Annotated in this window: 25 protein-coding genes; 14 read left to right on the top strand and 11 right to left on the bottom strand. The window is 59.7% G+C overall.

Going from position 1 to position 20,789, the window contains the following annotated elements; genetic code table 11:
- Positions 1-17 precede the first annotated feature (17 nt).
- Both AC1RL4_RS20980 and AC1RL4_RS20975 read right to left on the bottom strand, forming a co-directional pair.
- Positions 18-2,522, bottom strand: a complete 2,505-nt coding sequence (locus tag AC1RL4_RS20980) for an ABC transporter permease (protein ID WP_430954362.1) — start codon at positions 2,520-2,522, stop codon at positions 18-20.
- A complete protein-coding gene (locus tag AC1RL4_RS20975; protein ID WP_007939984.1) occupies positions 2,522-3,205 on the bottom strand; it encodes an ABC transporter ATP-binding protein in 684 nt (227 codons plus the stop codon). Before AC1RL4_RS20975 ends, AC1RL4_RS20980 begins: the two co-directional genes overlap by 1 nt.
- 10 nt (positions 3,206-3,215) lie before the next feature.
- Here AC1RL4_RS20975 and AC1RL4_RS20970 point away from each other — a divergent pair, with 10 nt between their 5' ends.
- From AC1RL4_RS20970 to AC1RL4_RS20960, 3 genes are all read left to right on the top strand, one after another.
- The gene (locus AC1RL4_RS20970) at positions 3,216-3,821 is read left to right on the top strand and encodes an arylesterase (protein WP_430954363.1); all 606 of its coding nucleotides are present in this window, start codon (positions 3,216-3,218) and stop codon (positions 3,819-3,821) included.
- 56 nt (positions 3,822-3,877) lie between these two features.
- Entirely contained in the window at positions 3,878-4,171 is a 294-nt protein-coding gene (locus tag AC1RL4_RS20965) for a hypothetical protein (RefSeq protein WP_007899882.1), read from the top strand.
- A gap of 132 nt (positions 4,172-4,303) precedes the next feature.
- Positions 4,304-5,275 (top strand): L,D-transpeptidase family protein, encoded by a 972-nt coding sequence (locus tag AC1RL4_RS20960; protein ID WP_019650542.1) that lies wholly within the window; start codon positions 4,304-4,306, stop codon positions 5,273-5,275.
- 123 nt (positions 5,276-5,398) lie between these two features.
- On the opposite strand, the gene oprI is transcribed toward AC1RL4_RS20960, so the two are convergent.
- Positions 5,399-5,650: an outer membrane lipoprotei OprI gene (gene oprI, locus AC1RL4_RS20955; RefSeq protein WP_003172710.1), complete on the bottom strand. Its 252-nt coding sequence runs from the start codon at positions 5,648-5,650 to the stop codon at positions 5,399-5,401.
- A gap of 629 nt (positions 5,651-6,279) precedes the next feature.
- Between oprI and AC1RL4_RS20950 the strand changes: the two genes are divergently transcribed.
- The gene (locus AC1RL4_RS20950) at positions 6,280-6,561 is read left to right on the top strand and encodes a GNAT family N-acetyltransferase (protein WP_007939987.1); all 282 of its coding nucleotides are present in this window, start codon (positions 6,280-6,282) and stop codon (positions 6,559-6,561) included.
- 65 nt (positions 6,562-6,626) lie between these two features.
- On the opposite strand, the gene AC1RL4_RS20945 is transcribed toward AC1RL4_RS20950, so the two are convergent.
- The gene (locus AC1RL4_RS20945) at positions 6,627-7,703 is read right to left on the bottom strand and encodes a 3-deoxy-7-phosphoheptulonate synthase (protein WP_019582545.1); all 1,077 of its coding nucleotides are present in this window, start codon (positions 7,701-7,703) and stop codon (positions 6,627-6,629) included.
- 189 nt (positions 7,704-7,892) lie between these two features.
- A complete protein-coding gene (locus AC1RL4_RS20940) occupies positions 7,893-8,336 on the bottom strand; it encodes a PilZ domain-containing protein (RefSeq protein ID WP_081625788.1) in 444 nt (147 codons plus the stop codon).
- On the opposite strand from AC1RL4_RS20940, the gene AC1RL4_RS20935 reads away from it, so the two are divergent.
- The 5 genes from AC1RL4_RS20935 (at position 8,335) to cysB (ending at position 12,291) form a co-directional block, all read left to right on the top strand.
- Complete coding sequence (locus AC1RL4_RS20935) at positions 8,335-8,721, top strand: thioredoxin family protein (protein WP_493120057.1); 387 nt, start codon at positions 8,335-8,337, stop codon at positions 8,719-8,721. The two genes, AC1RL4_RS20940 and AC1RL4_RS20935, sit on opposite strands and share 2 nt — an antisense overlap.
- Complete coding sequence (locus AC1RL4_RS20930; protein ID WP_028939011.1) at positions 8,718-9,674, top strand: putative 2-dehydropantoate 2-reductase; 957 nt, start codon at positions 8,718-8,720, stop codon at positions 9,672-9,674. Before AC1RL4_RS20935 ends, AC1RL4_RS20930 begins: the two co-directional genes overlap by 4 nt.
- Positions 9,675-9,697: 23 nt before the next feature.
- Positions 9,698-10,603, top strand: coding sequence for a 5'-nucleotidase (locus AC1RL4_RS20925; protein ID WP_018929795.1), 906 nt, complete (start codon positions 9,698-9,700; stop codon positions 10,601-10,603).
- A gap of 96 nt (positions 10,604-10,699) precedes the next feature.
- Positions 10,700-11,203: a universal stress protein gene (locus AC1RL4_RS20920; protein WP_019582542.1), complete on the top strand. Its 504-nt coding sequence runs from the start codon at positions 10,700-10,702 to the stop codon at positions 11,201-11,203.
- Positions 11,204-11,316: 113 nt separating this feature from the next.
- Complete coding sequence (gene cysB / locus AC1RL4_RS20915; RefSeq protein ID WP_007899921.1) at positions 11,317-12,291, top strand: HTH-type transcriptional regulator CysB; 975 nt, start codon at positions 11,317-11,319, stop codon at positions 12,289-12,291.
- 13 nt (positions 12,292-12,304) lie between these two features.
- Here cysB and AC1RL4_RS20910 read toward each other — a convergent pair whose 3' ends face one another.
- Positions 12,305-12,787 carry a GreA/GreB family elongation factor gene (locus tag AC1RL4_RS20910; RefSeq protein ID WP_026331950.1) on the bottom strand — a complete coding sequence of 161 codons (483 nt, stop codon included), beginning with the start codon at positions 12,785-12,787 and terminating at the stop codon, positions 12,305-12,307.
- A 14-nt stretch (positions 12,788-12,801) separates the two neighbouring features.
- The gene (locus tag AC1RL4_RS20905; protein WP_007939998.1) at positions 12,802-13,200 is read right to left on the bottom strand and encodes a hypothetical protein; all 399 of its coding nucleotides are present in this window, start codon (positions 13,198-13,200) and stop codon (positions 12,802-12,804) included.
- A 124-nt stretch (positions 13,201-13,324) separates the two neighbouring features.
- On the opposite strand from AC1RL4_RS20905, the gene earP reads away from it, so the two are divergent.
- Both earP and AC1RL4_RS20895 read left to right on the top strand, forming a co-directional pair.
- The gene (gene earP / locus AC1RL4_RS20900) at positions 13,325-14,467 is read left to right on the top strand and encodes an elongation factor P maturation arginine rhamnosyltransferase EarP (RefSeq protein ID WP_033051726.1); all 1,143 of its coding nucleotides are present in this window, start codon (positions 13,325-13,327) and stop codon (positions 14,465-14,467) included.
- Between the two features lie 48 nt (positions 14,468-14,515).
- On the top strand, positions 14,516-15,085 hold the full coding sequence (locus tag AC1RL4_RS20895) for an elongation factor P (protein ID WP_007940000.1): 570 nt from the start codon (positions 14,516-14,518) through the stop codon (positions 15,083-15,085).
- 73 nt (positions 15,086-15,158) lie between these two features.
- On the opposite strand, the gene AC1RL4_RS20890 is transcribed toward AC1RL4_RS20895, so the two are convergent.
- The 3 genes from AC1RL4_RS20890 to AC1RL4_RS20880 form a co-directional block, all read right to left on the bottom strand.
- A complete protein-coding gene (locus tag AC1RL4_RS20890) occupies positions 15,159-15,578 on the bottom strand; it encodes an organic hydroperoxide resistance protein (protein ID WP_018930027.1) in 420 nt (139 codons plus the stop codon).
- A 265-nt stretch (positions 15,579-15,843) separates the two neighbouring features.
- On the bottom strand, positions 15,844-16,305 hold the full coding sequence (locus AC1RL4_RS20885) for a MarR family winged helix-turn-helix transcriptional regulator (protein ID WP_430954368.1): 462 nt from the start codon (positions 16,303-16,305) through the stop codon (positions 15,844-15,846).
- A gap of 69 nt (positions 16,306-16,374) precedes the next feature.
- On the bottom strand, positions 16,375-17,331 hold the full coding sequence (locus AC1RL4_RS20880; RefSeq protein ID WP_230174402.1) for a LysR family transcriptional regulator: 957 nt from the start codon (positions 17,329-17,331) through the stop codon (positions 16,375-16,377).
- A gap of 125 nt (positions 17,332-17,456) precedes the next feature.
- Between AC1RL4_RS20880 and AC1RL4_RS20875 the strand changes: the two genes are divergently transcribed.
- Entirely contained in the window at positions 17,457-18,191 is a 735-nt protein-coding gene (locus tag AC1RL4_RS20875) for a sulfite exporter TauE/SafE family protein (RefSeq protein WP_081625787.1), read from the top strand.
- Here AC1RL4_RS20875 and AC1RL4_RS20870 read toward each other — a convergent pair.
- Positions 18,181-19,035 carry a LysR family transcriptional regulator gene (locus AC1RL4_RS20870; protein ID WP_019650550.1) on the bottom strand — a complete coding sequence of 285 codons (855 nt, stop codon included), beginning with the start codon at positions 19,033-19,035 and terminating at the stop codon, positions 18,181-18,183. The genes AC1RL4_RS20875 and AC1RL4_RS20870 overlap by 11 nt on opposite strands.
- A 96-nt stretch (positions 19,036-19,131) precedes the next feature.
- Between AC1RL4_RS20870 and AC1RL4_RS20865 the strand changes: the two genes are divergently transcribed.
- Both AC1RL4_RS20865 and AC1RL4_RS20860 read left to right on the top strand, forming a co-directional pair.
- Positions 19,132-19,347 carry a DUF1127 domain-containing protein gene (locus AC1RL4_RS20865; RefSeq protein ID WP_018930023.1) on the top strand — a complete coding sequence of 72 codons (216 nt, stop codon included), beginning with the start codon at positions 19,132-19,134 and terminating at the stop codon, positions 19,345-19,347.
- 64 nt (positions 19,348-19,411) lie between these two features.
- Positions 19,412-20,641, top strand: a complete 1,230-nt coding sequence (locus AC1RL4_RS20860; protein ID WP_430954364.1) for a winged helix-turn-helix domain-containing protein — start codon at positions 19,412-19,414, stop codon at positions 20,639-20,641.
- Positions 20,642-20,789 lie beyond the last annotated feature (148 nt).

The following is a 20,789-nucleotide window of genomic DNA, read 5'->3' as shown; positions in this document are numbered from 1 at the left end:
AAGCGTACTTGAGTTTATCAACCCTCGCGCAAGACTGTCAGCGGGCTGGCGTTCAAGGCGCGGCGTGTGCCGAATACACCGGCACCACCGATCAGCACCGCGCCGATCAGCGGCATTACCAGCAGCCATGGATGCGGATGCCAAGGCAGGTCGAAGGCGTAGCGGTAGAGCACCAGGCTCACCAGTTCCGAGCCCAATGCCGCCAACAGCCCGCTGACCGCGCCGAGCAAACCGAACTCGATTCGCCGTGCCCTGACCAGCAACTGCCGTTCGGCGCCCAGCGCTCGCAGCAACGCGCCTTGGCGAATACGTTCATCGAGGGTGGCCTGCAAGCCGGAGAACAACACCGCCATCCCCGCCGCCAACACGAACAACAGCACGTACTCCACTGCCAGGGTGACCTGCGCGAGAATGCTGCGCAACTGCTCCAGCAACGCTTCGACTTGCAGAATGGTCACCGCTGGAAAACTGCGGGACAGGTCGACGATCTGCTGGTCGTGACCGGGTGCCAGATAGAAACTGGTCAGGTAGGTCGCCGGCAAATCCTTCAAGGTGCCGGGTTGGAAGATCATGAAAAAGTTCGGCTGGAAGTTGTCCCAGTTGATCTCCCGCAGGCTGGTGACTTTCGCCTCCCGGTTGACCCCGCCAACGCTAAACACCATGTGATCGCCGAGCTTGAGCTTGAGGCTTTCGGCGACTTTACCTTCCACCGAAACACCGGGTAGTTCATCCGCCGGTTGCTGATCCCACCAGTTGCCGGCGGTGAGCTTGTTGCCCGCCGGCAGGTCCGCTGCCCAGGTCAGGCTCAGGTCGCGTTGAATGGCTCGATCGCCGGCCGAGTCCTTGCTAACGATGTCCTGCACCGGTTTGCCATTGATGCTGATCAGCCGTCCCGGCACCACCGGGTACAGCGGTGCCGATTGTGCCGACAGCTCCATCAACCGATCGCTAAAGGCTTGTTTGTCCGCTGGCAGAATGTTCAGGGCGAAATAGTTCGGGGCATTTTTCGGCAACTGGTTTTGCCAGGTGTCGAGCAGCTCGCCACGCAGCAAAGCGATCAACGCCATCGACAGCAGAATCAAGCCGAAGGCCAGGGATTGACCCGCCGCCGCCAGTGGATGGCGCAACAGTTGGCCCAACCCCAGACGCCATGGCAATGAGGCGCGGGCCAGCATCCGGCGCAGGCTCTTGAGCAGCAGCAAGAGCAAACCGCCAAGCACCAGTGCCGCGATCACGCCGCCGCCGAGCAGGGCGAAAGTCAGCACCAGGTCCAGGCTCAAGCGCCACATGATCAGGCCGAGGGCGCCCAACGCCGCGCCATAGACCATCCAGGTGCTGGAGGGAATCGGTAGCAAGTCCCGGCGCAATACCCGTAGCGGTGGGACTCGCCCCAAAGCGGCCAACGGCGGCAGGGCGAAACCGGCCAGCGCGACCAGCCCGGTGCCGATCCCCGCAATGGCCGGCAACAGACCTCCCGGTGGGACGTCAGTTGGCAGTAAATCATGCAGCAGCGCAAACAGCCCGAGCTGCGCCAGCCACCCAAGCAGGGCGCCGCTGATGCTGGCGAGCAGTCCGAGAACCGTCAGTTGCAGACTGAACAGCACCATGGTTTCCCGGCGTGACAGACCCAGACAGCGCAGCAATGCACTGGCATCGAATCGGCGGGTGGCGAAGCGTGTCGCCGACAACGCCACCGCCACGCCGGACAGCAGCACCGCCACCAGGCTGGCCATGTTCAAGTAACGTTCGGCCTTGCCCAAGGCACCGCCGATCTGCCGATTGCCATCGCGGGCATCCTGGATGCGCTGGTTGGCGGCCAGGCCTGGCTTGATCAATTGACGATAGGTTTCCAGCGCCTGGGCGTTGCCGCGCCAGAGTTCGCGGTAACTGACCCGGCTGCCGGGTTGCACCACGCCGGTTGCCTCGAGGTCGCTGAGATTGATCAGCACCCGTGGCGTCAGGCTGTAGAAGTTGCCGGCGCGATCCGGTTCGTAGGTCAGTACCCGCGCCAGTTTCAGGGTTTTCATGCCGACGTCGATGCTGTCGCCGATCTTCAAGTCCAGCGCAGTCAGCAGTCGCGCTTCAACCCAGGCTTCGCCGGGTTTCGGACCGCCACCGGGCGCTTCTTGCGCGAACGGCGCGGGGGCGCTTTTCAGTTCGCCGCGCAACGGGTAGGCGTCATCGGCGGCTTTGATGCTGGACAGTTGAATGCCGTTGTCGGTGGCAATGACACTGGAAAATTCCACCACCTGAGCATGTTCAAGGCCCAGCTCGATGCCACTGTTGATCTGTTCCGGCCGCGCCGGCGAACTGCCTTCCAGCAACAGGTCGGCGCCGAGAAACTCGGTGGCGCGCAGCATCATGGCGCCGTTAAGGCGGGCGCCGAAGTAACCGATGGCGGTACTCGCCGCCACGGCCACCAGCAAGGCGAAGAACAACACGCGCAACTCACCGGCGCGGGCATCGCGCAGCAGTTGGCGAATGGCGAGACTGAACAGGCGCAATAGCGGCAGGCGTGCCATCAAGGCTCCAGAGGGGCGACCAGCAGGCCGGCTTCAAGGCGGATCAGGCGCCGGCAGCGATGTGCCAGGCGTTCGTCATGAGTTACCAGCACCAGGGTGGTGCCGCGTTCCTTGTTGAGTTCGAATAGCAGATCGCTGATGCGCTCGCCAGTGTGGCTGTCGAGGTTGCCGGTGGGCTCATCGGCGAACAACACATCGGGCTCGGCGGCGAAGGCACGGGCAATCGCCACGCGCTGCTGTTCGCCACCGGAGAGCTGGCGCGGCGAATGGGTCAGGCGTTGACCCAGGCCGACCCGTTGCAACAGCTCGGTGGCGCGCTCACGGGCATCTTTGCGGCCATCGAGTTCCAGTGGCAGCATGACGTTTTCCAGGGCGTTGAGGCTGTCGAGCAGTTGAAAGGACTGGAAGACAAACCCCACGTGCTCGGCGCGAATGCGCGCGCGCTGGTCTTCGTCGAGATTGCTCAGGCCTTGGCCGGCGAGAGTGACTTCGCCGCTGCTCGGCAGGTCGAGGCCGGCCAGCAGGCCGAGGAGGGTGGATTTGCCGGAACCGGAGGCGCCGACAATGGCCAGGCTATCGCCCTTGTTCAGTTCCAGGCTGAGTTCGTGCAGGATAGTCAGTTCACCTTCCGCGCTGGGAACCACTTTGCTGAGGTTCTTCGCGGTGAGAATGCTTGCGCCCATGGAGAATCCGATGCGTGTGTGGTTTTTGAGTGCTGGCCTGGCCTTGATGTGCATGGCCCAGAACGCAGCGGCGGGTACAGTCCTGATCGTTGGCGATAGTATCAGCGCCGGTTTCGGCCTGGATACCCGGTTGGGGTGGGTGTCGTTGCTCGAGCAACGGCTCAAGCGCGAAGGTTTCGACGATAAGGTGGTCAATGCATCCATCAGCGGCGACACCAGTGCCGGAGGCCGGGCACGCCTGCCGGCGCTGCTTGCAGAGCATAAGCCTGAGCTCGTCATCCTCGAGTTGGGAGGCAATGACGGCTTGCGCGGAATGCCGCCAACACAATTGCAACAAAATCTTGCGTCGATGATCGACAGCTCCCGCGTCAGTGGCGCCAAGGTGCTGTTGCTGGGCATGCAATTGCCACCCAACTATGGCGTGCGTTACACCCAGGCATTCGCCGAGGTCTTCACCAAGGTGGCCGATGAGAAAAAAATCTCGCTGGTGCCGTTTTTTCTCGACGGCGTGGGCGGTCATCCAGACCTGATGCAATCCGACGGCCTGCACCCGGCGGCGGGGGCTCAGGGCAAGTTGCTGGAAAATGTCTGGCCGACACTGAAACCGCTGCTTTGACGCTTTTCTAGCGGCGGCGTTTCGGCTAAGGTGGCGCCCCCGATTTGGAGGCCCCGATGCCGCGTCCCGCCTGGTCCCTTTTTGCCTATCAACTGATCGAGCCTGACGAACAGCTGGATCTGTTCGCCTGCCAGGAAGTGCGGGTGCATCTGGTGACCCGTCAGCTGGAGCTGGGCGGCTCGGCCGACCGAACCCTGTGCGGCAGCCTGTTGCCGGCGCAACCACGCTGGTCGAGCGTCGATCGCACGGTGTTCCAGGACCAGCGCCTGTGCTCGCTGTGCCGGGCCATTCTGGAATCGCAAAAACGCGGCACCTCGCCGATCTGGCCTGAGTTGCGGTTCGAGCTGTAGCTCCCTCGCCACAGGAAAGCTTCCACCGCAGGCAATCCCCCTCGCCACAGGTCTTGCATCTCCCCGAAATAACGGGCGGCGGTGTACAATCGGGTTTTTATACCCTTGTCGATCATGCGAAGGATTTTCCGGATGTTGCCGCGCTTTCCCGCCGTCACCCGCTGCCTGTCTCTTGCTGCGCTCTGCGTGGCGGGTCCCGTTGCAGCATTGGAGTTGCCCCTGCCACCACCCGGTGAAGACATTGTCGGCCAGGTGCAAGTGATCAAGGCCAAATACGAAGACACCTTCGCCGACCTTGGCACCACCTACGACCTGGGCTATCTGGAAATGGTCGCGGCCAACCCTGGCGTCGATCCATGGCTGCCGGGCGCCGGTACCGAAGTCGTCCTGCCGACGCGCTTCATCCTGCCGCCTGGCCCGCGTGAAGGCATCGTCATCAACCTGGCTGAATACCGCCTCTACTACTACCCGAAAGGCCGGAACGTGGTGTACACCTTCCCGCTGGGTATTGGCCGTGAAGGCTGGGGTTCGCCGATTGCCCACACCAGCATCGTCGCCAAGACGCCGAACCCGACCTGGACCCCTCCAGCGTCGATCAAGGCCGAGCACGCCGCCGATGGCGACCCACTGCCGAACGTAGTGCCGGCCGGCCCGGATAACCCGCTGGGGCCTTTCAAATTCACCCTGGGCACTCCGGGCTACCTTATCCACGGTTCGAACAAGAAGTTCGGCATTGGCATGCGCACCAGCCACGGTTGCTTCCGCATGTTCAACAATAACGTGCTGGAAATGGCCGGCATGGTGCCGGTAGGGACGTCGGTACGCATCCTCAACGATCCGTACAAGTTCGGCCTCAGTGGCGGCAAGGTTTATCTGGAAGCGCACACGCCGCTGGATGACAAGGGCAACCCTTCGGTGGTCGACAAGCACACCGCCGTGATCAATGCGATGCTCAAGCGTGAGGACATCACCAACAACTTGCGCATGAACTGGGATGTAGTGCGCGACGTGGTCGCCGCTGAGGATGGCCTGCCGGTGGAAATCGCCGTGCCGAATACGTCGGCACCGATGGTCTCGAGTGCGCCGATCGACCTGCAGCAGTAACGCGTTAAAGCAACCCGCCGATGCAGGCCGCATCGGCGGGTTTTTTATGGCCTGCAGAAACCCCAGGCAATAAAAAAGCCGACCCAAAAAATGGATCGGCTTGATAACAATCCCGAAGGATTATTACTTGCGGCTAGCTTTTTCCAGCATGCGCAGAGCACGCTCGTTAGCTTCGTCAGCAGTCTGTTGTGCTTTTTGAGCAGCAGCCAGAGCTTCATCAGCTTTACGGTAAGCTTCGTCTGCACGAGCTTGGGAGCGAGCTGCTGCGTCTTCAGTAGCAGTCAGACGTGCTTCAGTTTCTTTCGATACGCTGCTGCAACCGGTAGCCAGAACTGCGGCCAGAGCCAGAGCAGAGAATTTCAGAACGTTGTTCATCGTGTTCCCCTTCAAGGACTTTCTATTAAGTAGCTGTCTCCTCAGAGTGAGGAAATAGCCGGCGTACATACTACCCATTACTTGTAGTAAGTAAACTGACGTAGCGCAAGAAGCAAAAAAAATTGTAGGCGTTGATTCTTTTTCGAGCAACTTTTAACTGCGTTGTATAAAAAATATCCAGCTACGAGGCCCGAACTGAGCGAGCCGTTGGGAAAAAGTTCCCTGGCCCGGCAGCTGTTTTTTGGTCTTGCCCAAAGTCCGTCTAGATGGGTTTGTCTACACTTGTGTTCGAATTTTGCGCAGCCGCTCGCATATCTTTATCCATGTTGAGGTGACTTAAACAAAGGGCGCTCGTCTTAAGTCTCAATATCCGGCAATGTTCAGGCTTTGACCCGTTCGGTCGAGCCGTTCCTGCGTAATCCGCGGCAACACCCGCCATCCGATGCACAATGACGAGCGTCCCTTGAGCATTTTTGCCAATGGTGCCTACTATTTGATACGTGCTCGGTTGCGCGAGATTGGTGCGGCTCTCTCGGTGTCCATTCAGGCACGGGGTGGCGTAGTTGTTCCTTCGCCGGAAAAACATCGGTAAGGTAGGGGTCAGAATTAAAGACCCGCGAGGAGTAGTGATGAGCGAGGCGTTGTCCATCCACCATGACCAGGCTGGTCATCAGTTCGAGACCACTGTGGACGGTTATCGTGCCTACCTGACCTATATGGATCTGGGAAAACAGACCCTGGATATTTATCGCACTTTTGTGCCCAACGCGTTGCGTGGTCGCGGCATTGCGGCGGCTTTGACCGAGCAGGCGCTGCAATATGCTGATGAAATGGGCTACACGGTGATTCCATCGTGCTCCTACGTGGAGCGCTACATGGAGCGTCATCAGCGGCATGCCGCCAAGCTGTGAGCAAAACCAACGCATAAAAAAACGCCAGGTTCAAACCTGGCGTTTTTTTATGCGCGAAACGGCGATCAGCTGCGATTGCGTTTAGGCAATACGTCCTTGAGCTTGGCATGCATGCTGCGCAAGGTGTTTTCAGTGGCAGTCCAATCGATGCAGGCATCGGTGATCGACACGCCGTATTGCAGGTCGGCGAGGTCTTTCGGGATTGCCTGGCAGCCCCAGTTCAGGTGGCTCTCGACCATCAGGCCGATGATTGACTGGTTGCCTTCGAGGATCTGGTTGGCGACGTTCTCCATCACCAGCGGTTGCAGGGCTGGATCCTTGTTGGAGTTGGCGTGGCTGCAATCGACCATGATGTTCGGCTTGATGTTGGCCTTTTTCAGCGCTTGCTCGCAGAGCGCGACGCTGACCGAATCGTAGTTCGGCTTGCCGTTGCCGCCGCGCAGTACCACGTGACCGTAGGCGTTGCCCTTGGTGGTGACGATCGACACGCCACCTTCCTGGTTGATGCCCAGGAAACGGTGCGGGCTGGAAACCGATTGCAGGGCGTTGATGGCCACCGTCAGGCCGCCATCGGTGCCGTTCTTGAAGCCGACGGCCGAAGACAGGCCGGAAGCCATTTCACGGTGCGTCTGGGATTCGGTGGTGCGTGCGCCGATCGCCGACCAGCTGATCAGGTCCTGCAAGTATTGCGGGGAGATCGGGTCGAGGGCTTCGGTTGCGGTCGGCAGGCCCATCTCGGCCAGGTCCAGCAGCAACTGACGACCGATGTGCAGGCCATCCTGAATCTTGAACGAGTCGTCCAGGTACGGATCGTTGATCAAGCCTTTCCAGCCAACGGTGGTGCGTGGCTTCTCGAAATACACGCGCATGACCAGATACAGGGTATCGGACACTTCGGCCGCGAGCGCTTTCAGGCGCTCGGCGTATTCGTGGGCGGCCTTGATGTCATGGATCGAGCACGGCCCGATCACGACGAACAGGCGGTGGTCGGTGCCATCAAGAATGTTGCGAATGACTTCGCGGCCCTTGGTGACGGTGCGCAGGGCAGCGTCGCTCAGAGGGATATCACGCTTGAGCTGATCGGGAGTGATCAGGGTCTCGTTGGAGGCGACGTTTAGGTCGTTGATCGGTAAATCAGCCATCGTTTACTCGTCAGGTCACGGGTGCCGGCCGCCAGCGAACCCGCGCGGCGGAGCACAGCAAATTAAGCGCGTCGGGGAGCAGAACCTTAGCGCGTTACACCGTGGCTCGACAATGGGCAGACACCGGTTTAATGGGCATTCCCCATCAGTTTCCCCCACCGTGGCGGGGAAACTGATGGGGAATGCACCCTAACCGGCCATTGGCTGCGCAAATGCCTTGCTGACTGTATCGTGGGAGAACTCGTCGGCATGCTGCTGGACCCACTCGAGGGCCAGGGTCTCATTGTTCTGCTGTTGACTTTGGGGTTCATGCTGACGGCAGTAACGTTCGATCTGGCAGATCTGCTCACCCATCCGCGCGCAAAACAGCGTCTGTTCGTCGACGAAGGCGATCCCCACCAGATAGCCGCGTTTTCGTCGCAAACACCACGCCACATAACCCAGGAAACGCAAGTCCGGGTTCAGGGTCGGCATGCGTATTTCCAGCGCCGTACCGTGGCGCCACGCGCGGTGGTAATTGCAAGCCATGCCGCCGAGGCTGATAGTGTGCAGCTCTTGCCGCGAAATACACTCATGTTTGAGCAACGTTAATTCGACGGGCACATCGTCAGGATGAGGAAGATAACGTCTCATGAACACGGACTCCCTGTGTCGGCCACTTGACACTGTTTCTCCCAGTATAGTGGTCGAATCGGAACTGACCGATTTCGACGCCGACCAACGGTTGCTGGCAATGAGCGGCATTTCACTGGTGATATTTACCAGCGTCGGCTGTGCCTGTTGCCGTTTTGCCCGCGAGCAGTTGCCCAGGCTCGAACTGGCGGTCGATCGGCTGTGCTGGATCGATGCTGGAAGCAATGGCGGGGTGGTCGAGCGTTATCGGGTCTTTCATTTGCCGGCACTGTTCGTGGTGCGCGACGGTGAGTATTTCGGGGCGCTACAGTCGCGCCTGACCCGCACAGCGCTCAACGAGGCTGTGGACCAGGCGTTGAGTCGACCAGCAGAGGAGCTGCCATGACAGGCACAGTGGCCAAGCCGACAATCGGCATTATCGGGACCGGCGCGATCGGTGGTTTCTACGGGCTGATGCTGGCGCGTGCCGGCTTCGATGTGCATTTTCTGTTGCGCAGCGAGTTTACAGCGGTGGCCGAACGCGGCTTGCATCTTGACCATGCGTCGTTGGGCCCGCTGACCCTGAACCCGGTCCAGGCCTATTCGTCGGCTGCCGACATGCCGCCCTGTGACTGGCTGCTGGTGGGCGCCAAGACCACCAGCAACGCGGACCTGGCACCGGCCATTATTCAAGCCGCCGCACCTGATGCCAAAGTGCTGTTGCTGCAAAATGGCCTGGACGTCGAAGACCATCTGCGCGAGTTGCTCCCCGATTCGCTGCACCTGCTGGGCGGGCTTTGTCTGATCTGCGTCCATCGCGCCGGCCCCGGGGTCATCACCCATCAAGCGCTGGGGGCGGTGAATGTCGGCTACCACAGTGGCCCCGCCGCCGATGCACAGGCACGCATGAACATCGTCGAGGAGGGCGCCGGATTGTTCCGCACTGCCGGTATCGACGCCCAGGCCATGCCGAATTTGCAGCAGGCGCGCTGGCAGAAACTGGTCTGGAATATTCCCTACAACGGTCTGTCGGTGCTGCTCGGGGCCAGCACCACGCCATTGATGGCGGATGCCGACAGCCGCGCGCTGATTCAGGCCTTGATGGCCGAAGTGGTTCAGGGGGCCAAGGCCTGCGGTCATGACATGCCGCCGGGTTACGCCGATTATCTGTTCATGATGACCGAGAAAATGCCCGACTACTGGCCGAGCATGCATCACGATTTTCTGCACAAGCGGCCGCTGGAACTGGACGCCATCTACACTCGGCCACTGGCAGCGGCGAAGGCGGCGGGATGTGAGTTGCCGCGAATCGAGGCCTTGTATCGCAGCTTGAGTTTTATCGACCGACGTAACCACTGAGTCGGTCAAGAAGGGGGAAGGGCATGGCAAATGTCATAGACGACAAACTGGTGCTGGCGATTTCTTCGCGAGCGCTGTTCGATTTGAGCGAGAGCCACAAGGTCTATCTGTCGAGCGGCGTCGAGGCTTATCGGCAGTACCAGATCGAACACGAAGACGAAATTCTCGAGCCCGGCGATGCATTCCCGTTGGTGGAAAAACTCCTGAACCTGAATACCCGTCTCGGCCGTGCCCGGGTCGAGGTGATCCTGGTGTCGCGCAACAGCGCCGACACCGGCCTGCGGGTTTTCAACTCGATTCATCACTATGGCCTGTCGATCTCGCGTGCGGCGTTCGTCGGCGGGCGCAGCCCTTATCCGTACCTCAAGGCTTTTGGTTGCGACCTGTTTCTCTCGACCCATGCCGAAGATGTGCGCAATGCGCTGGAGGCCGGATTCGCCGCAGCGACTATTCTATCGGGCGGTGCCAGTCGCGCCGCCAGCGATGAATTGCGCATTGCTTTCGACGGTGACGCGGTGCTGTTTTCCGACGAGTCGGAGCGGGTCTATCAGTCGGGAGGCCTGGCGGCGTTTCAGGCCAGCGAGCGTGAGGCGGCCCGTGAGCCTTTGCGCGGCGGGCCGTTCAAAGGCTTCCTCGCGGCGCTCAATCTGTTGCAGCGTGAGTTCCCCGATGATGCCTGTCCGATCCGCACCGCGCTGGTGACCGCGCGATCGGCGCCGGCCCATGAACGGGTGATCCGCACCTTGCGCGAATGGGACATTCGTCTGGATGAATCGCTGTTTCTTGGCGGCCTGACCAAATCGGCTTTTCTTGAAGCCTTTGCCGCCGACGTATTTTTTGACGATCAGGCAGGCCATTGCGAGCTGGCCCGTGAAGTGGTTGCCACCGGGCACGTGCCCCATGGCATCAGTAACGAGCCGTCGGTTTAAAGCCCGGCGGTTCAATGCGTTGCGCCGGGCGCCGCACTCGCCACGGCACTGCTAAGCTGAATCAATCTCCGCCATGTTGGCATTTGAGGAGGTCATATGATTCGTTCGATGCTGTATGCCACTGACTTGGGTCTGTACGCACCATTGGTGATGCAGCATGCCTTGGAACTGGCTCGAACATTCAATGCCGACTTGTATGTGGTGCATGCGGTAGAGCCCATGGGGCTGTTTGCCGAATCCGTGTTGCAGAGCTATCTCGACGAGAAGGCCTTGAACGAATTTCACAGTCAGGGTCTGAACAATGTGATCGCCAATATTCAGCAACGGGTGCTCGACAACTTTCGCGAAGAGCTGGGGGATGAAGGAGTGCAGGATTTGCAGCGGATTCAGGCAGTGAGGGTGCTGCAGGGCGATCCGTCGCAGGTGATTCTCGACCAGGCGCAGAAACTCTCTGTCGATTTGCTGATCGTAGGGAGTCACAGCCATGGTGCTGGCGCGGAAACGCCGTTGGGTCGAACCGCTGCGCGCGTGTTGCAACTGGCCAGGGTGCCGGTCTATTTGGTGCCGCTGGTAGAGCGTCGCCGCAAAGAGGATCGCTAGAACACGAATAATGGCATTTTGACAAAAAAGTTCTAGATTTATTGGTCTAACCATTAATATAGTTATATACCGTCGCTGATGCCCGTGGCGTCTACCTGCTTTGAGGGATTCATATGAAGCTTCAACAATTGCGCTACATCTGGGAAGTGGCGCACCACGACCTCAACGTTTCTGCTACAGCCCAAAGCCTCTACACCTCGCAACCGGGCATCAGCAAACAGATTCGTCTGCTGGAAGACGAATTGGGGGTCGAGGTTTTCGCCCGCAGCGGCAAGCATCTGACCCGCGTTACCCCGGCCGGCGAGCGCATCATCACCACCGCCGGTGAGATCCTGCGCAAAGTTGAAAGCATCAAACAGATCGCCCAGGAATTCTCCAACGAGAAAAAAGGCACCCTGTCGATCGCCACCACCCACACCCAGGCGCGTTATGCATTGCCGCCGGTGATCAGCAATTTCATCAAGCAATACCCGGACGTTGCCCTGCACATGCACCAGGGTTCGCCGATGCAGATCGCCGAGATGGCTGCGGACGGCACCGTCGATTTCGCCATCGCCACCGAAGCCCTGGAGCTGTTCGGTGATCTGGTGATGATGCCGTGCTATCGCTGGAATCGCTGCGTGGTCGTGCCTCAGGGTCACCCGCTGACCAAGCTGTCGAAGCTGACCCTCGAAGCCCTGGCCGAATACCCGATCGTGACGTACGTATTCGGTTTCACCGGCCGTTCGAAACTCGACGAAGCCTTCAGCCACCGTGGCCTGACACCGAAAGTGGTGTTCACCGCCGCTGACGCCGACGTGATCAAGACGTACGTTCGCCTGGGGCTGGGCGTGGGCATCGTGGCGAAAATGGCGGTCGATACCAAGCTCGATAGCGACCTGGTGGTGCTCGATGCCAGCGAGTTGTTCGAATCCAGTATTACCAAAATCGGTTTCCGTCGCGGCACTTTCCTGCGTGGCTTCATGTGCGACTTTATCGAGAAGTTCGCTCCGCACCTGACCCGCGAAGTGATGGCCAAGGCCATTCAATGCCACAACAAACAGGAACTGGAAGAGCTGTTCGACGGCGTCGAACTGCCGGTCCATTAAGCGTCAACAGACGCTAGACCACCTCGGTGACAGCAAACTGTTGCCGAGTGCCCGCCACCAGAATCTCCACTTCATCCCCTTCGAACTTGCCCAGCAGGCTTTTACCCAGCGGCGAACGAGGGGTGATGACGGTAATCAGTTGCCCCACCAGATCAATCTTCAATCCGGCTGCGTCGGGGGCCAGGAACAGCCATTGTTCGCGACCTTTTTCGTCTTCCAGGCCGAGCAGGGCGCCGACCTCGATGCCGCGCCGCTCGTCATAAGGCCGCAGTGTCAGGTTCTGGCAAAGGGTCAATGACAGTCTGATTTCCTCCACTCGCCTGGCCTGCCCGGCCGCCAGATAAGACGCCTCCAGCCCCAGGGTGTCGTACTTGTTTTCGGCTATGTTTTCTTCGTGGGTCGCGGTTTCGTAAGCGGTTTGCGCGGCACGCTCGGCGATGTCGAGATCGATCCGCAGCTTGTCGATAATCAGTTGGTGGACGGTCGGCTTGTGCATAGAGAGCTTCATGATCAATCGCAGAATTGCAGGACGTTGGCGCGGCTTTTTTCGCTCGGCGCGGTCTGGTCCTGTTGCAGCCAGAACTGACATTTTGGATTGGCCAGATTGTGTTTGCTGCTTCTGGCCTGTTCCACCATTTGCTGCTGATCGTTCCTGCGCAGGTGTTCCTCGTACTGTTCGAACATCGGGTTTTGCGCAGCGGGTTGTTCAATCACCGGCGGCTTGGCCAGTTGCTCCACCGCCTGGGCCAAGGGTGCCAATTGCTCGTTGAACAACAGGCGCCAGGCGAGCCAGCAAGTCAGTGCGATCGCGATAAATCCCAGCCACAAACCGAGGGCGATGCTGCCGGTCAGTTGCAGCGCATTGAGCTGGATCGGCATGGAGCGGCGCGGGTGGGGACGGTAGGGCATGACTGCCTCCTGGCGGGTGGTCGCGGGCAAGTGGCGATTGTCGCACGAAGATTAATCGTCGTCGGCTCTTCTGCACGGGGTAATTTATGCGGACAATCGGCGCTTTTGCCAACGGGAACCTGGAATGCCTGAAATGAAAACCCGCTGGGATATTTTTTGCACCGTGGTCGACAATTTCGGCGACATCGGTGTGACCTGGCGTCTGGCCCGCCAACTGGTGGCCGAACATTCAGTGACGGTGCGCTTGTGGGTCGATGACCTGCGGGCCTTCGAGCGGTTGTGTCCAGAAATCGACATCCACGCTACGCAGCAGTGGCAGCAGGGTGTCGAGGTTCGGCAATGGTCAGCGCACTGGCAACCCACCGAAGCCGCGGATGTCGTTATCGCCGCGTTCGCCTGCCAGTTGCCGAGTGCTTATATGGAGGCCATGGCCGAGCGGGAAAAGCCGCCGCTGTGGATGAACCTCGATTATCTGAGCGCCGAAGACTGGGTCGTCGGTTGTCACGGCTTGCCGTCGGTGAAGTACAAGAACGTGCAGAAGTTCTTTTTCTTCCCGGGTTTTCGCAAGGGCACCGGTGGCTTGCTGCGTGAGAGGGGATTGCTCGAGCGGCGTCGGCAGTTTCAGCAAAGTCCCGAGGCTCAGCGAGAGTTCCTGCAAGGCCTGGGGGTTGAACGCGCCCCGAACGCACAGCTGATCTCGCTGTTCGCCTACGAGAATAACGGGCTGGCCAGTTGGCTCGACGCCATGGCTGCCGACTCGACGCCCACTCATCTGTTGGTGCCCGAGGGCCGGATTCTCGGCGACGTCGAACGCTGGCTCGCAGTGGACGGGCTGACGGCCGGCGCGGTGCATGTGCGCGATGCCCTGACTGTGCAAGTGCTGCCGTTCGTCCGGCAGGATCAATATGACCTGCTGCTGTGGAGCTGCGATTTCAACGCCGTGCGCGGCGAAGATTCCTTTGTTCGCGCGCAATGGGCAGGCCGGCCACTGCTCTGGCACATCTATCGGCAGGACGAAGATATCCACCTGGACAAGCTCGACGCCTTCCTGACCCTGTACACCCAAGGCCTGTCCAAACCTGCTGGCGAGGCGATCAGCGGTCTATGGCGGGCATGGAATGCAGGTGAGACAATGGTCGAGCACTGGAAATCAACCCGCAAACATTGGCCGGAACTGGAAAAGCATGCCGAGGCGTGGTGTCTGGAACAAGCCTTGCAGGCAGATCTTGCCGCAGCGCTGGTACAGTTTTACCTAAATTGGATATGATACGCGGCCTAGATTTTTGTAAATCCCATCCAAATTCGGATATTCGCAATGAAAACTGGTAAAGAACTGAAACCCGGTATGGTGATCCGTATCGACAACGATCCTTGGCTGGTTCAGAAAGCTGAATTCACCAAGTCGGGTCGTAACAGCGCGATCATGAAGACCAAGCTGAAAAACCTGTTGACCGGTTACAAGACCGAGACCGTTTACAGCGCCGACGACAAACTGGACGACGTGATCCTCGACCGCAAAGAAGCGACCCTGTCCTTCATCAGCGGCGACTCCTACACGTTCATGGACACCACTGACTACACCATGTACGAGCTGAACGCTGAAGACATCGAAGCCGTTCTGCCTTTCGTTGAAGAAGGCATGACCGATGTTTGCGAAGCGATCTTCTTCGAAGAGCGTCTGGTTTCCGTAGAACTGCCGACCACTATCGTGCGTCAGGTTGACTACACCGAAGGCTCCGCTCGCGGTGATACTTCCGGCAAGGTGATGAAGCCTGCCAAACTGAAGAACGGTACCGAGCTGTCGGTTGCTGACTTCATCGAAATCGGCGACATGATCGAGATCGATACCCGCGAAGGCGGTTCCTACAAAGGCCGTGCTAAATAAGCACCGCTTGAGGAATGAAAAAGCCCGACCATTGAGTCGGGCTTTTTTGTGGGCGAATGATCAAGATCAGTGATTAAACGGCAACGTGCAGGCGCACATCGACGTTGCCACGGGTGGCGTTGGAGTAAGGGCAGACCTGGTGGGCGGCGTCGACCAGGCTTTGTGCATCGGCTTGTTCAAGGCCCGGCAGGCTGATGTGCAGGTCGATGTCCAGACCGAAACCGCCAGGGATCTGGCCGATGCCGACATGGGCGGTGATCGAGGCGTCGTCGGGGATTTTGCGTTTGGTCTGGCTGGCGACGAATTTCAGCGCGCCGATGAAGCAGGCGGAATAGCCGGCGGCGAACAGTTGTTCAGGGTTGGTTGCCGCACCGCCGGCGCCACCGAGTTCTTTCGGGGTAGCGAGTTTGACGTCGAGGACGTTGTCGCTGGAGATCGAACGACCGTCACGGCCGCCGGTGGAGGTTGCGATTGCGGTGTAGAGAGTTTGCATGGTGTGAGCCTCGTTTTGAATTGGGTGTTTCGCGCTAAATGTTTGCGCGCTAAGTAAGTGCGAAGTGAATGTAGCTCGCTAATATTTAGCGCGCAAGATAAATTTTTGAAAAAACTGACCCTGCCCATCACCTGGAGATTCGATCAAGCGGGAGATGCTTGAGATAGAGGCTTTCGTGCGGGATTTATGCGAAGTGAATTTTTTTGCGACGGGGAGGACGCCTTCGCGGGCGATCCGACTTGCCCGCGAAGAACGATAACGCGGTCTAAAGGCTGTCTTGCAGGTGGCTGCGCAGCTCCTGGAGATCCGCTTGCAGCTTCTTCAACTGTTCCAGCGTCTGCCCGCTGGCGCCGAGGATGCACTGCGGAATATCGCGTGCTTTGTCTCGCAGCGCATGGCCTTGCTCGGTGAGTTCGACAATCACTACCCGTTCGTCTTCGCGGCTGCGGGTGCGGCTCAGCAGGCCTTCGGCTTCCAGGCGTTTGAGCAGCGGGGTGAGGGAGCCGGGATCGGTCAGCAGTCGGCTGCTGATTTCGCCGACCGTCAACCCGTCCTTTTCCCACAACACCATCATTGCCAGGTACTGCGGATACGTCAGGCCCAGCGCTTGCAGCAGCGGCTTGTAGACCTTGGTCATCAGCAACGAAGTGGAATGCAGGGCGAAGCAGACCTGATTATCCAGCAGCAGGTTATCGCAGTTGTCCGGGGTGTCGCGCTCGGTGTGCATTTCAAAGCCTTGATCAGTGATCGTCATGAATCTAGCGGGCGAATCTTTAATGCGCCAGATAATTATGGACTAGTGGCGGTCCAGGTTGGTTTGCAGCGCCAGATCCCACGGTGGGATGGGGCTGAAACGGGTCTTCAGGTATTCCAGCAGCAAGCGGCTACGCGAACTGGGCTGCTGCTCCAGGCGTAACGCATAAATTCCGGTGCTTTCCGGTTGTGGCAGACCTTTTTCGCAGAACAGCGGCAGCAGTTCGCCACGCAATAAATATTCACTGGCCAGCCAGGTCGGCAGATGCGCGACACCCAACCCGGCCAGTGCGCCGCAGACCAGCGCCTCGGCGTTGTTGGCGCTCATGCGGATTCGCGCAGGCCGGTGCAAATGCATCTGCCCATCCCGCTCGAAGCGCCAGGCGAACGGCGGAGCCAGGCCGTCCCAATCCAGGCCGTCGTGGTCGACCAATTGCGCCGGCTCGGTCGGCACGCCACGGCGTTGCAGGTAATCGGGGCTGGCGCAGGCGATGCGCACCATGCTCGCCAGCGGCGTGGCCACCAGCCGGGTATCGGCCATTTGCCCGGCACGCAGCACCAGGTCGACCTTGCCCAGGTTCGAACCCTGCATGTCGACAAAGCTGTCGATCAGGTGCAATTGCACGTCGAGGCCGGGGTAAAGGGTCAGGAAGTCGGCAATCACCGGTGCCAGATGGCGTCGTCCGAACGCTGCCGGCGCATCGACCCGAATCAAGCCTTCCGGCGCATTGCTCAGGGACACCGCTTCCGCCCGCGCCAGTTGCAGCTCCGCGACGATCCGCCGCGCGCGCTCGGCAAAGGCCAAACCTGCCGGGGTAGCCCGCACCGCGTGGGTGCTGCGAATGAACAGCTGACTGCCGACGGCGCTTTCCAGGCTATCGATACGTCGCGCCACCGCCGATGGCGTCAGGGGATGACGGCGGGATGCAGCGGAAAAACTGCCGGTTTCCAGCACATCCAGAAACAGGCCGAGTTGTTCGGTCAATTGATTGGGGTTCATGGCTTCATCAACGCTTGTGCGAATTTGGCACAGCCATTGTGCGTTGCTGTGCGTTTCCCCGCCAGAGCCGACTGCGTAGGATGAACAGCCTGACAAGAGGAAAACCGCCTGTGATTGAGTTCGTGATGTACCTGGTTTTTGGCGCTGCCCTGGGCACCCTCGGCGGGCTCTTCGGCATTGGTGGCGGGCTGGTGGCGATTCCGCTGCTGGGCGTGTGGTGCGGTCTCGATCAGCAGGTTGCCCAAGGCACGGCGCTGGTGATGGTGGTGCCGAACGTGATGCTGGCGCTATGGCGCTATCACCAGCGTAATCGCATCGAATTGCGTCATGCGCTGCCATTGGCTTCGATGGGATTCTGCTTCGCCTGGATCGGTTCGATCTGGGCGGTGGGCGTTGATGCGCAAACCATGCGCGTGGGGTTTGTCGCGTTCCTGGTCGCGCTGTCGGCCTACAACCTGATGCGAATGTTTACCGCCACCGCACCGGCGTCTTCGCAGATGCATTATTCATGGCCGTGGCTGGGTGTGCTCGGCGCGGCTTCCGGGACCATGGGCGGGTTGTTTGGCGTGGGCGGGGCGGTGGTGGCCACGCCAGTGTTGACCAGTCTGTTCGGTACCAGCCAAGTGGTTGCCCAGGGCTTGTCGCTGGCGCTGGCATTGCCGAGCACGGGCGTCACGTTGGCGACTTATGCGGTGCACCATCAGGTGCACTGGGCGATCGGAATACCGTTGGCGGTCGGTGGATTGATGAGCATCAGTTGGGGCGTGAGAATCGCCCACGCACTGCCGGAGCGGCTGTTGCGCGGGCTGTTCTGTGGTTTTCTGGTGTTCTGTGCGGTGATGCTCGCCTTTAAAGTTTGAAGCCTTCGATGATGTGTTCGGCCAGGCATTCGGTGATCGGCGAAGGGTTGTTCAGGTTGCGGATCAGCATGATGCTGGCTTCCGGCAGCAGGGGCAGGTCCTGGTCGGCGCCGAGGATGCGCATGTCCGGCGTGATCAGGCTTTCCAGTTGCGCGGTGATCGCTAGCCCTGCGCTGACCACCGCCATCAATGCCGACAGGCTGGAGCTGTTGTAGGCAATGCGGTAATCGCGGCCCATGGCGTCCAGCGCATTACACGCCCAGACGCGGCAGAAACAATCACTGTTGAACATCGCCAGCGGCAGCGGCGTCTGCTCGTGGGCGTTGAAGCATTGGGCTTCGGCCCAGACAAAGCGCTCCTTGCGCAACAACTGGCCGATCTCGTTACCCGGCTCGCGGGTGACGATGGACAGATCCAGATCCTGGCGCTGCAACAGTTGCCGGGTCGATTCGCAATGAACCTCGATCTGGATCAGCGGGTAGAACTGCGCGAAGCGCGACAGGATGCCCGGCAGAAAGCGCATCACGTAATCGTCGGGTGTGCCGATGCGCACCGTGCCGACCATGTGCGGCTCGCGCAGGGTATTGAAGACTTCGCTGTGGAGTTTGAGGATGCGCCGCGCATAGCCGAGCAACACCTGGCCTTCGGCGGTCAGTTTGACCTGGCGCCCGTCGCGTTCGAACAGCTGGCGCTGCAACACGTCTTCTTCCAGACGTTTCATCTGCATGCTCACCGCCGACTGGGTGCGGTTGACCATTTCCCCGGCGCGGGTAAAGCCACCCTGATCAGCGATCGCGACGAAGGTGCGCAGTACATCGGTGTCGATACTGGGGTAGGCGGACATTCATCAATCTCCGAGATGTATGCCATCAGAAACATTCGTTGGATTGATCTTAGCGCTGCGGCGAGACTGGATCCATCCCTAAAGGAGGGCTACACGATGAAAGGTCACAACGAGCATGTAACGGAACAAAAATTCTCAATCCACGCGGTATCCGATCTGCTGCACAAGTTTAGTCGCTGGTACGAACTTCACCGTGAACGTGAATTACTGGCGAGCTTGAGCGACGAAGCACTGAAGGATATCGGCGTGAGCCGCGCGGATGTGGAGCATGAGGCAGTAAGACCGTTCTGGGATGATCCGATGCACAAATGATGATGCCATCGCTACACAAACCACTTTCGGGTGAGGTAGGTTGCGAGCAGACAAGGAGATGCTCATGCCCGCCACACTGTCCTTTTCCCTCAAACAGGCTCGGCGTCTGGCGCTGGCTGCCCAAGGGTTCAACGGGCGCCAGCCGCCGGCGGCGACCAAGCCGGTTCAGCTCAACCGGCTGATCGAACGGCTCGGCATTCTGCAGATCGATTCGGTCAATGCATTGGTGCGTTCGCACTACCTTCCCTTGTTTTCCCGTCTTGGCAATTATTCAACCGACTTGCTCGATCAGGCTGCCTGGAGTCAGGGCCGTCGGCGCACGTTGTTCGAGTATTGGGGCCACGAAGCTTCGTTATTACCGTTGTCGATGTACCCCTTGATGCGCTGGCGCATGCAGCGCGCTTCCCGTGGCGAAGATATCTACCAGCAACTGGCGCGTTTCGGTCGTGAGCAGCAGGACACGATTCGCCGTGTTTTAGCGTCGGTCCAGGAGCTCGGTGCGCTGGGGGCGGGCAGCCTGTCGACCCGTCAGGAACGGGCAGGGCCGTGGTGGGACTGGAGCGCTGAAAAGCATGCGCTTGAATGGTTGTTCGCCGCCGGTGAAGTGACCGTGGCCAGCCGGCGCGGGTTCGAACGGCTTTATGATTTGCCGGAACGGGTGATTCCTTTGGCGCTTCTGCAGCAGCCCTTGCTCAGTGAAACCGAAGCCCAGCGCGGGTTGTTGCTGCATGCGGCCACGGCGTTGGGCGTCGGCACGGAAAAGGACCTGCGGGACTATTTTCGCTTGAACCCCGCAGACAGCCGGCCGCGTCTGGCGGAACTGGTCGAGGGCGGTGAGCTGCTGGTCTGTGAGGTTGAAGGCTGGCGGCAACCGGCCTATTGCCTGGCTGAGCCGAAAGTGCCGCGCAAGGTCGAGGCCAGTGCGCTGCTTTCACCGTTCGATTCGCTGATTTGGGAGCGCAGCCGTACCGAGCGATTGTTCGATTTCCGTTATCGGCTGGAGATTTATACGCCGCAGCACAAACGCGTCTACGGCTATTACGTCTTGCCGTTTTTGCACAATGAGCGGATTGCTGCGCGGGTCGACTTGCGGGCCGAACGAGCGTCGGGCCGGTTGGCGGTGCATGCCGTGCATGAGGAAGAGCCGGGGCTGGATGATGAAGGGATGCTGGCGTTGGCAGTCAATCTGCGGCGGATGGCCGATTGGTTGGGGCTTGAGCGGGTTCAGCTGAATTGCCCGCGGGCGAGTGCGGCGCGGTTGCGGGGGGCGTTGGCTCAATTCAGTGTTGTTTGAATTGACGCCTTCGCGGGCAAGCCTCGCTCCTACAGGTTTTATGTCGTCCACCGGAAATGTGAACGACCCAAAACCTGTAGATACTCTGTTCACGGTCAAGCTTTTAGTAGATGTTTTTCGCTGAAAAGCTTGGCCGTATCGAAATCCT

Source organism: Pseudomonas sp. GW822-FHT07A10 (assembly GCF_058798795.1).
Note: the sequence above shows the minus strand (reverse complement) of the source record. Positions and strands in the feature narration are given on the sequence as shown.

Coding starts and splice junctions, on each gene's coding strand:
- AC1RL4_RS20980 (WP_430954362.1), bottom strand. CDS start 2,522: ATGGCACGCCTGCCGCTATTGCGCCTGTTCAGTCTCGCCATTCGCCAA.
- AC1RL4_RS20975 (WP_007939984.1), bottom strand. CDS start 3,205: ATGGGCGCAAGCATTCTCACCGCGAAGAACCTCAGCAAAGTGGTTCCC.
- AC1RL4_RS20970 (WP_430954363.1), top strand. CDS start 3,216: ATGCGTGTGTGGTTTTTGAGTGCTGGCCTGGCCTTGATGTGCATGGCC.
- AC1RL4_RS20965 (WP_007899882.1), top strand. CDS start 3,878: ATGCCGCGTCCCGCCTGGTCCCTTTTTGCCTATCAACTGATCGAGCCT.
- AC1RL4_RS20960 (WP_019650542.1), top strand. CDS start 4,304: ATGTTGCCGCGCTTTCCCGCCGTCACCCGCTGCCTGTCTCTTGCTGCG.
- oprI (WP_003172710.1), bottom strand. CDS start 5,650: ATGAACAACGTTCTGAAATTCTCTGCTCTGGCTCTGGCCGCAGTTCTG.
- AC1RL4_RS20950 (WP_007939987.1), top strand. CDS start 6,280: ATGAGCGAGGCGTTGTCCATCCACCATGACCAGGCTGGTCATCAGTTC.
- AC1RL4_RS20945 (WP_019582545.1), bottom strand. CDS start 7,703: ATGGCTGATTTACCGATCAACGACCTAAACGTCGCCTCCAACGAGACC.
- AC1RL4_RS20935 (WP_493120057.1), top strand. CDS start 8,335: ATGAACACGGACTCCCTGTGTCGGCCACTTGACACTGTTTCTCCCAGT.
- AC1RL4_RS20940 (WP_081625788.1), bottom strand. CDS start 8,336: ATGAGACGTTATCTTCCTCATCCTGACGATGTGCCCGTCGAATTAACG.
- AC1RL4_RS20930 (WP_028939011.1), top strand. CDS start 8,718: ATGACAGGCACAGTGGCCAAGCCGACAATCGGCATTATCGGGACCGGC.
- AC1RL4_RS20925 (WP_018929795.1), top strand. CDS start 9,698: ATGGCAAATGTCATAGACGACAAACTGGTGCTGGCGATTTCTTCGCGA.
- AC1RL4_RS20920 (WP_019582542.1), top strand. CDS start 10,700: ATGATTCGTTCGATGCTGTATGCCACTGACTTGGGTCTGTACGCACCA.
- cysB (WP_007899921.1), top strand. CDS start 11,317: ATGAAGCTTCAACAATTGCGCTACATCTGGGAAGTGGCGCACCACGAC.
- AC1RL4_RS20910 (WP_026331950.1), bottom strand. CDS start 12,787: ATGCACAAGCCGACCGTCCACCAACTGATTATCGACAAGCTGCGGATC.
- AC1RL4_RS20905 (WP_007939998.1), bottom strand. CDS start 13,200: ATGCCCTACCGTCCCCACCCGCGCCGCTCCATGCCGATCCAGCTCAAT.
- earP (WP_033051726.1), top strand. CDS start 13,325: ATGCCTGAAATGAAAACCCGCTGGGATATTTTTTGCACCGTGGTCGAC.
- AC1RL4_RS20895 (WP_007940000.1), top strand. CDS start 14,516: ATGAAAACTGGTAAAGAACTGAAACCCGGTATGGTGATCCGTATCGAC.
- AC1RL4_RS20890 (WP_018930027.1), bottom strand. CDS start 15,578: ATGCAAACTCTCTACACCGCAATCGCAACCTCCACCGGCGGCCGTGAC.
- AC1RL4_RS20885 (WP_430954368.1), bottom strand. CDS start 16,305: ATGCACACCGAGCGCGACACCCCGGACAACTGCGATAACCTGCTGCTG.
- AC1RL4_RS20880 (WP_230174402.1), bottom strand. CDS start 17,331: ATGAACCCCAATCAATTGACCGAACAACTCGGCCTGTTTCTGGATGTG.
- AC1RL4_RS20875 (WP_081625787.1), top strand. CDS start 17,457: ATGTACCTGGTTTTTGGCGCTGCCCTGGGCACCCTCGGCGGGCTCTTC.
- AC1RL4_RS20870 (WP_019650550.1), bottom strand. CDS start 19,035: ATGTCCGCCTACCCCAGTATCGACACCGATGTACTGCGCACCTTCGTC.
- AC1RL4_RS20865 (WP_018930023.1), top strand. CDS start 19,132: ATGAAAGGTCACAACGAGCATGTAACGGAACAAAAATTCTCAATCCAC.
- AC1RL4_RS20860 (WP_430954364.1), top strand. CDS start 19,412: ATGCCCGCCACACTGTCCTTTTCCCTCAAACAGGCTCGGCGTCTGGCG.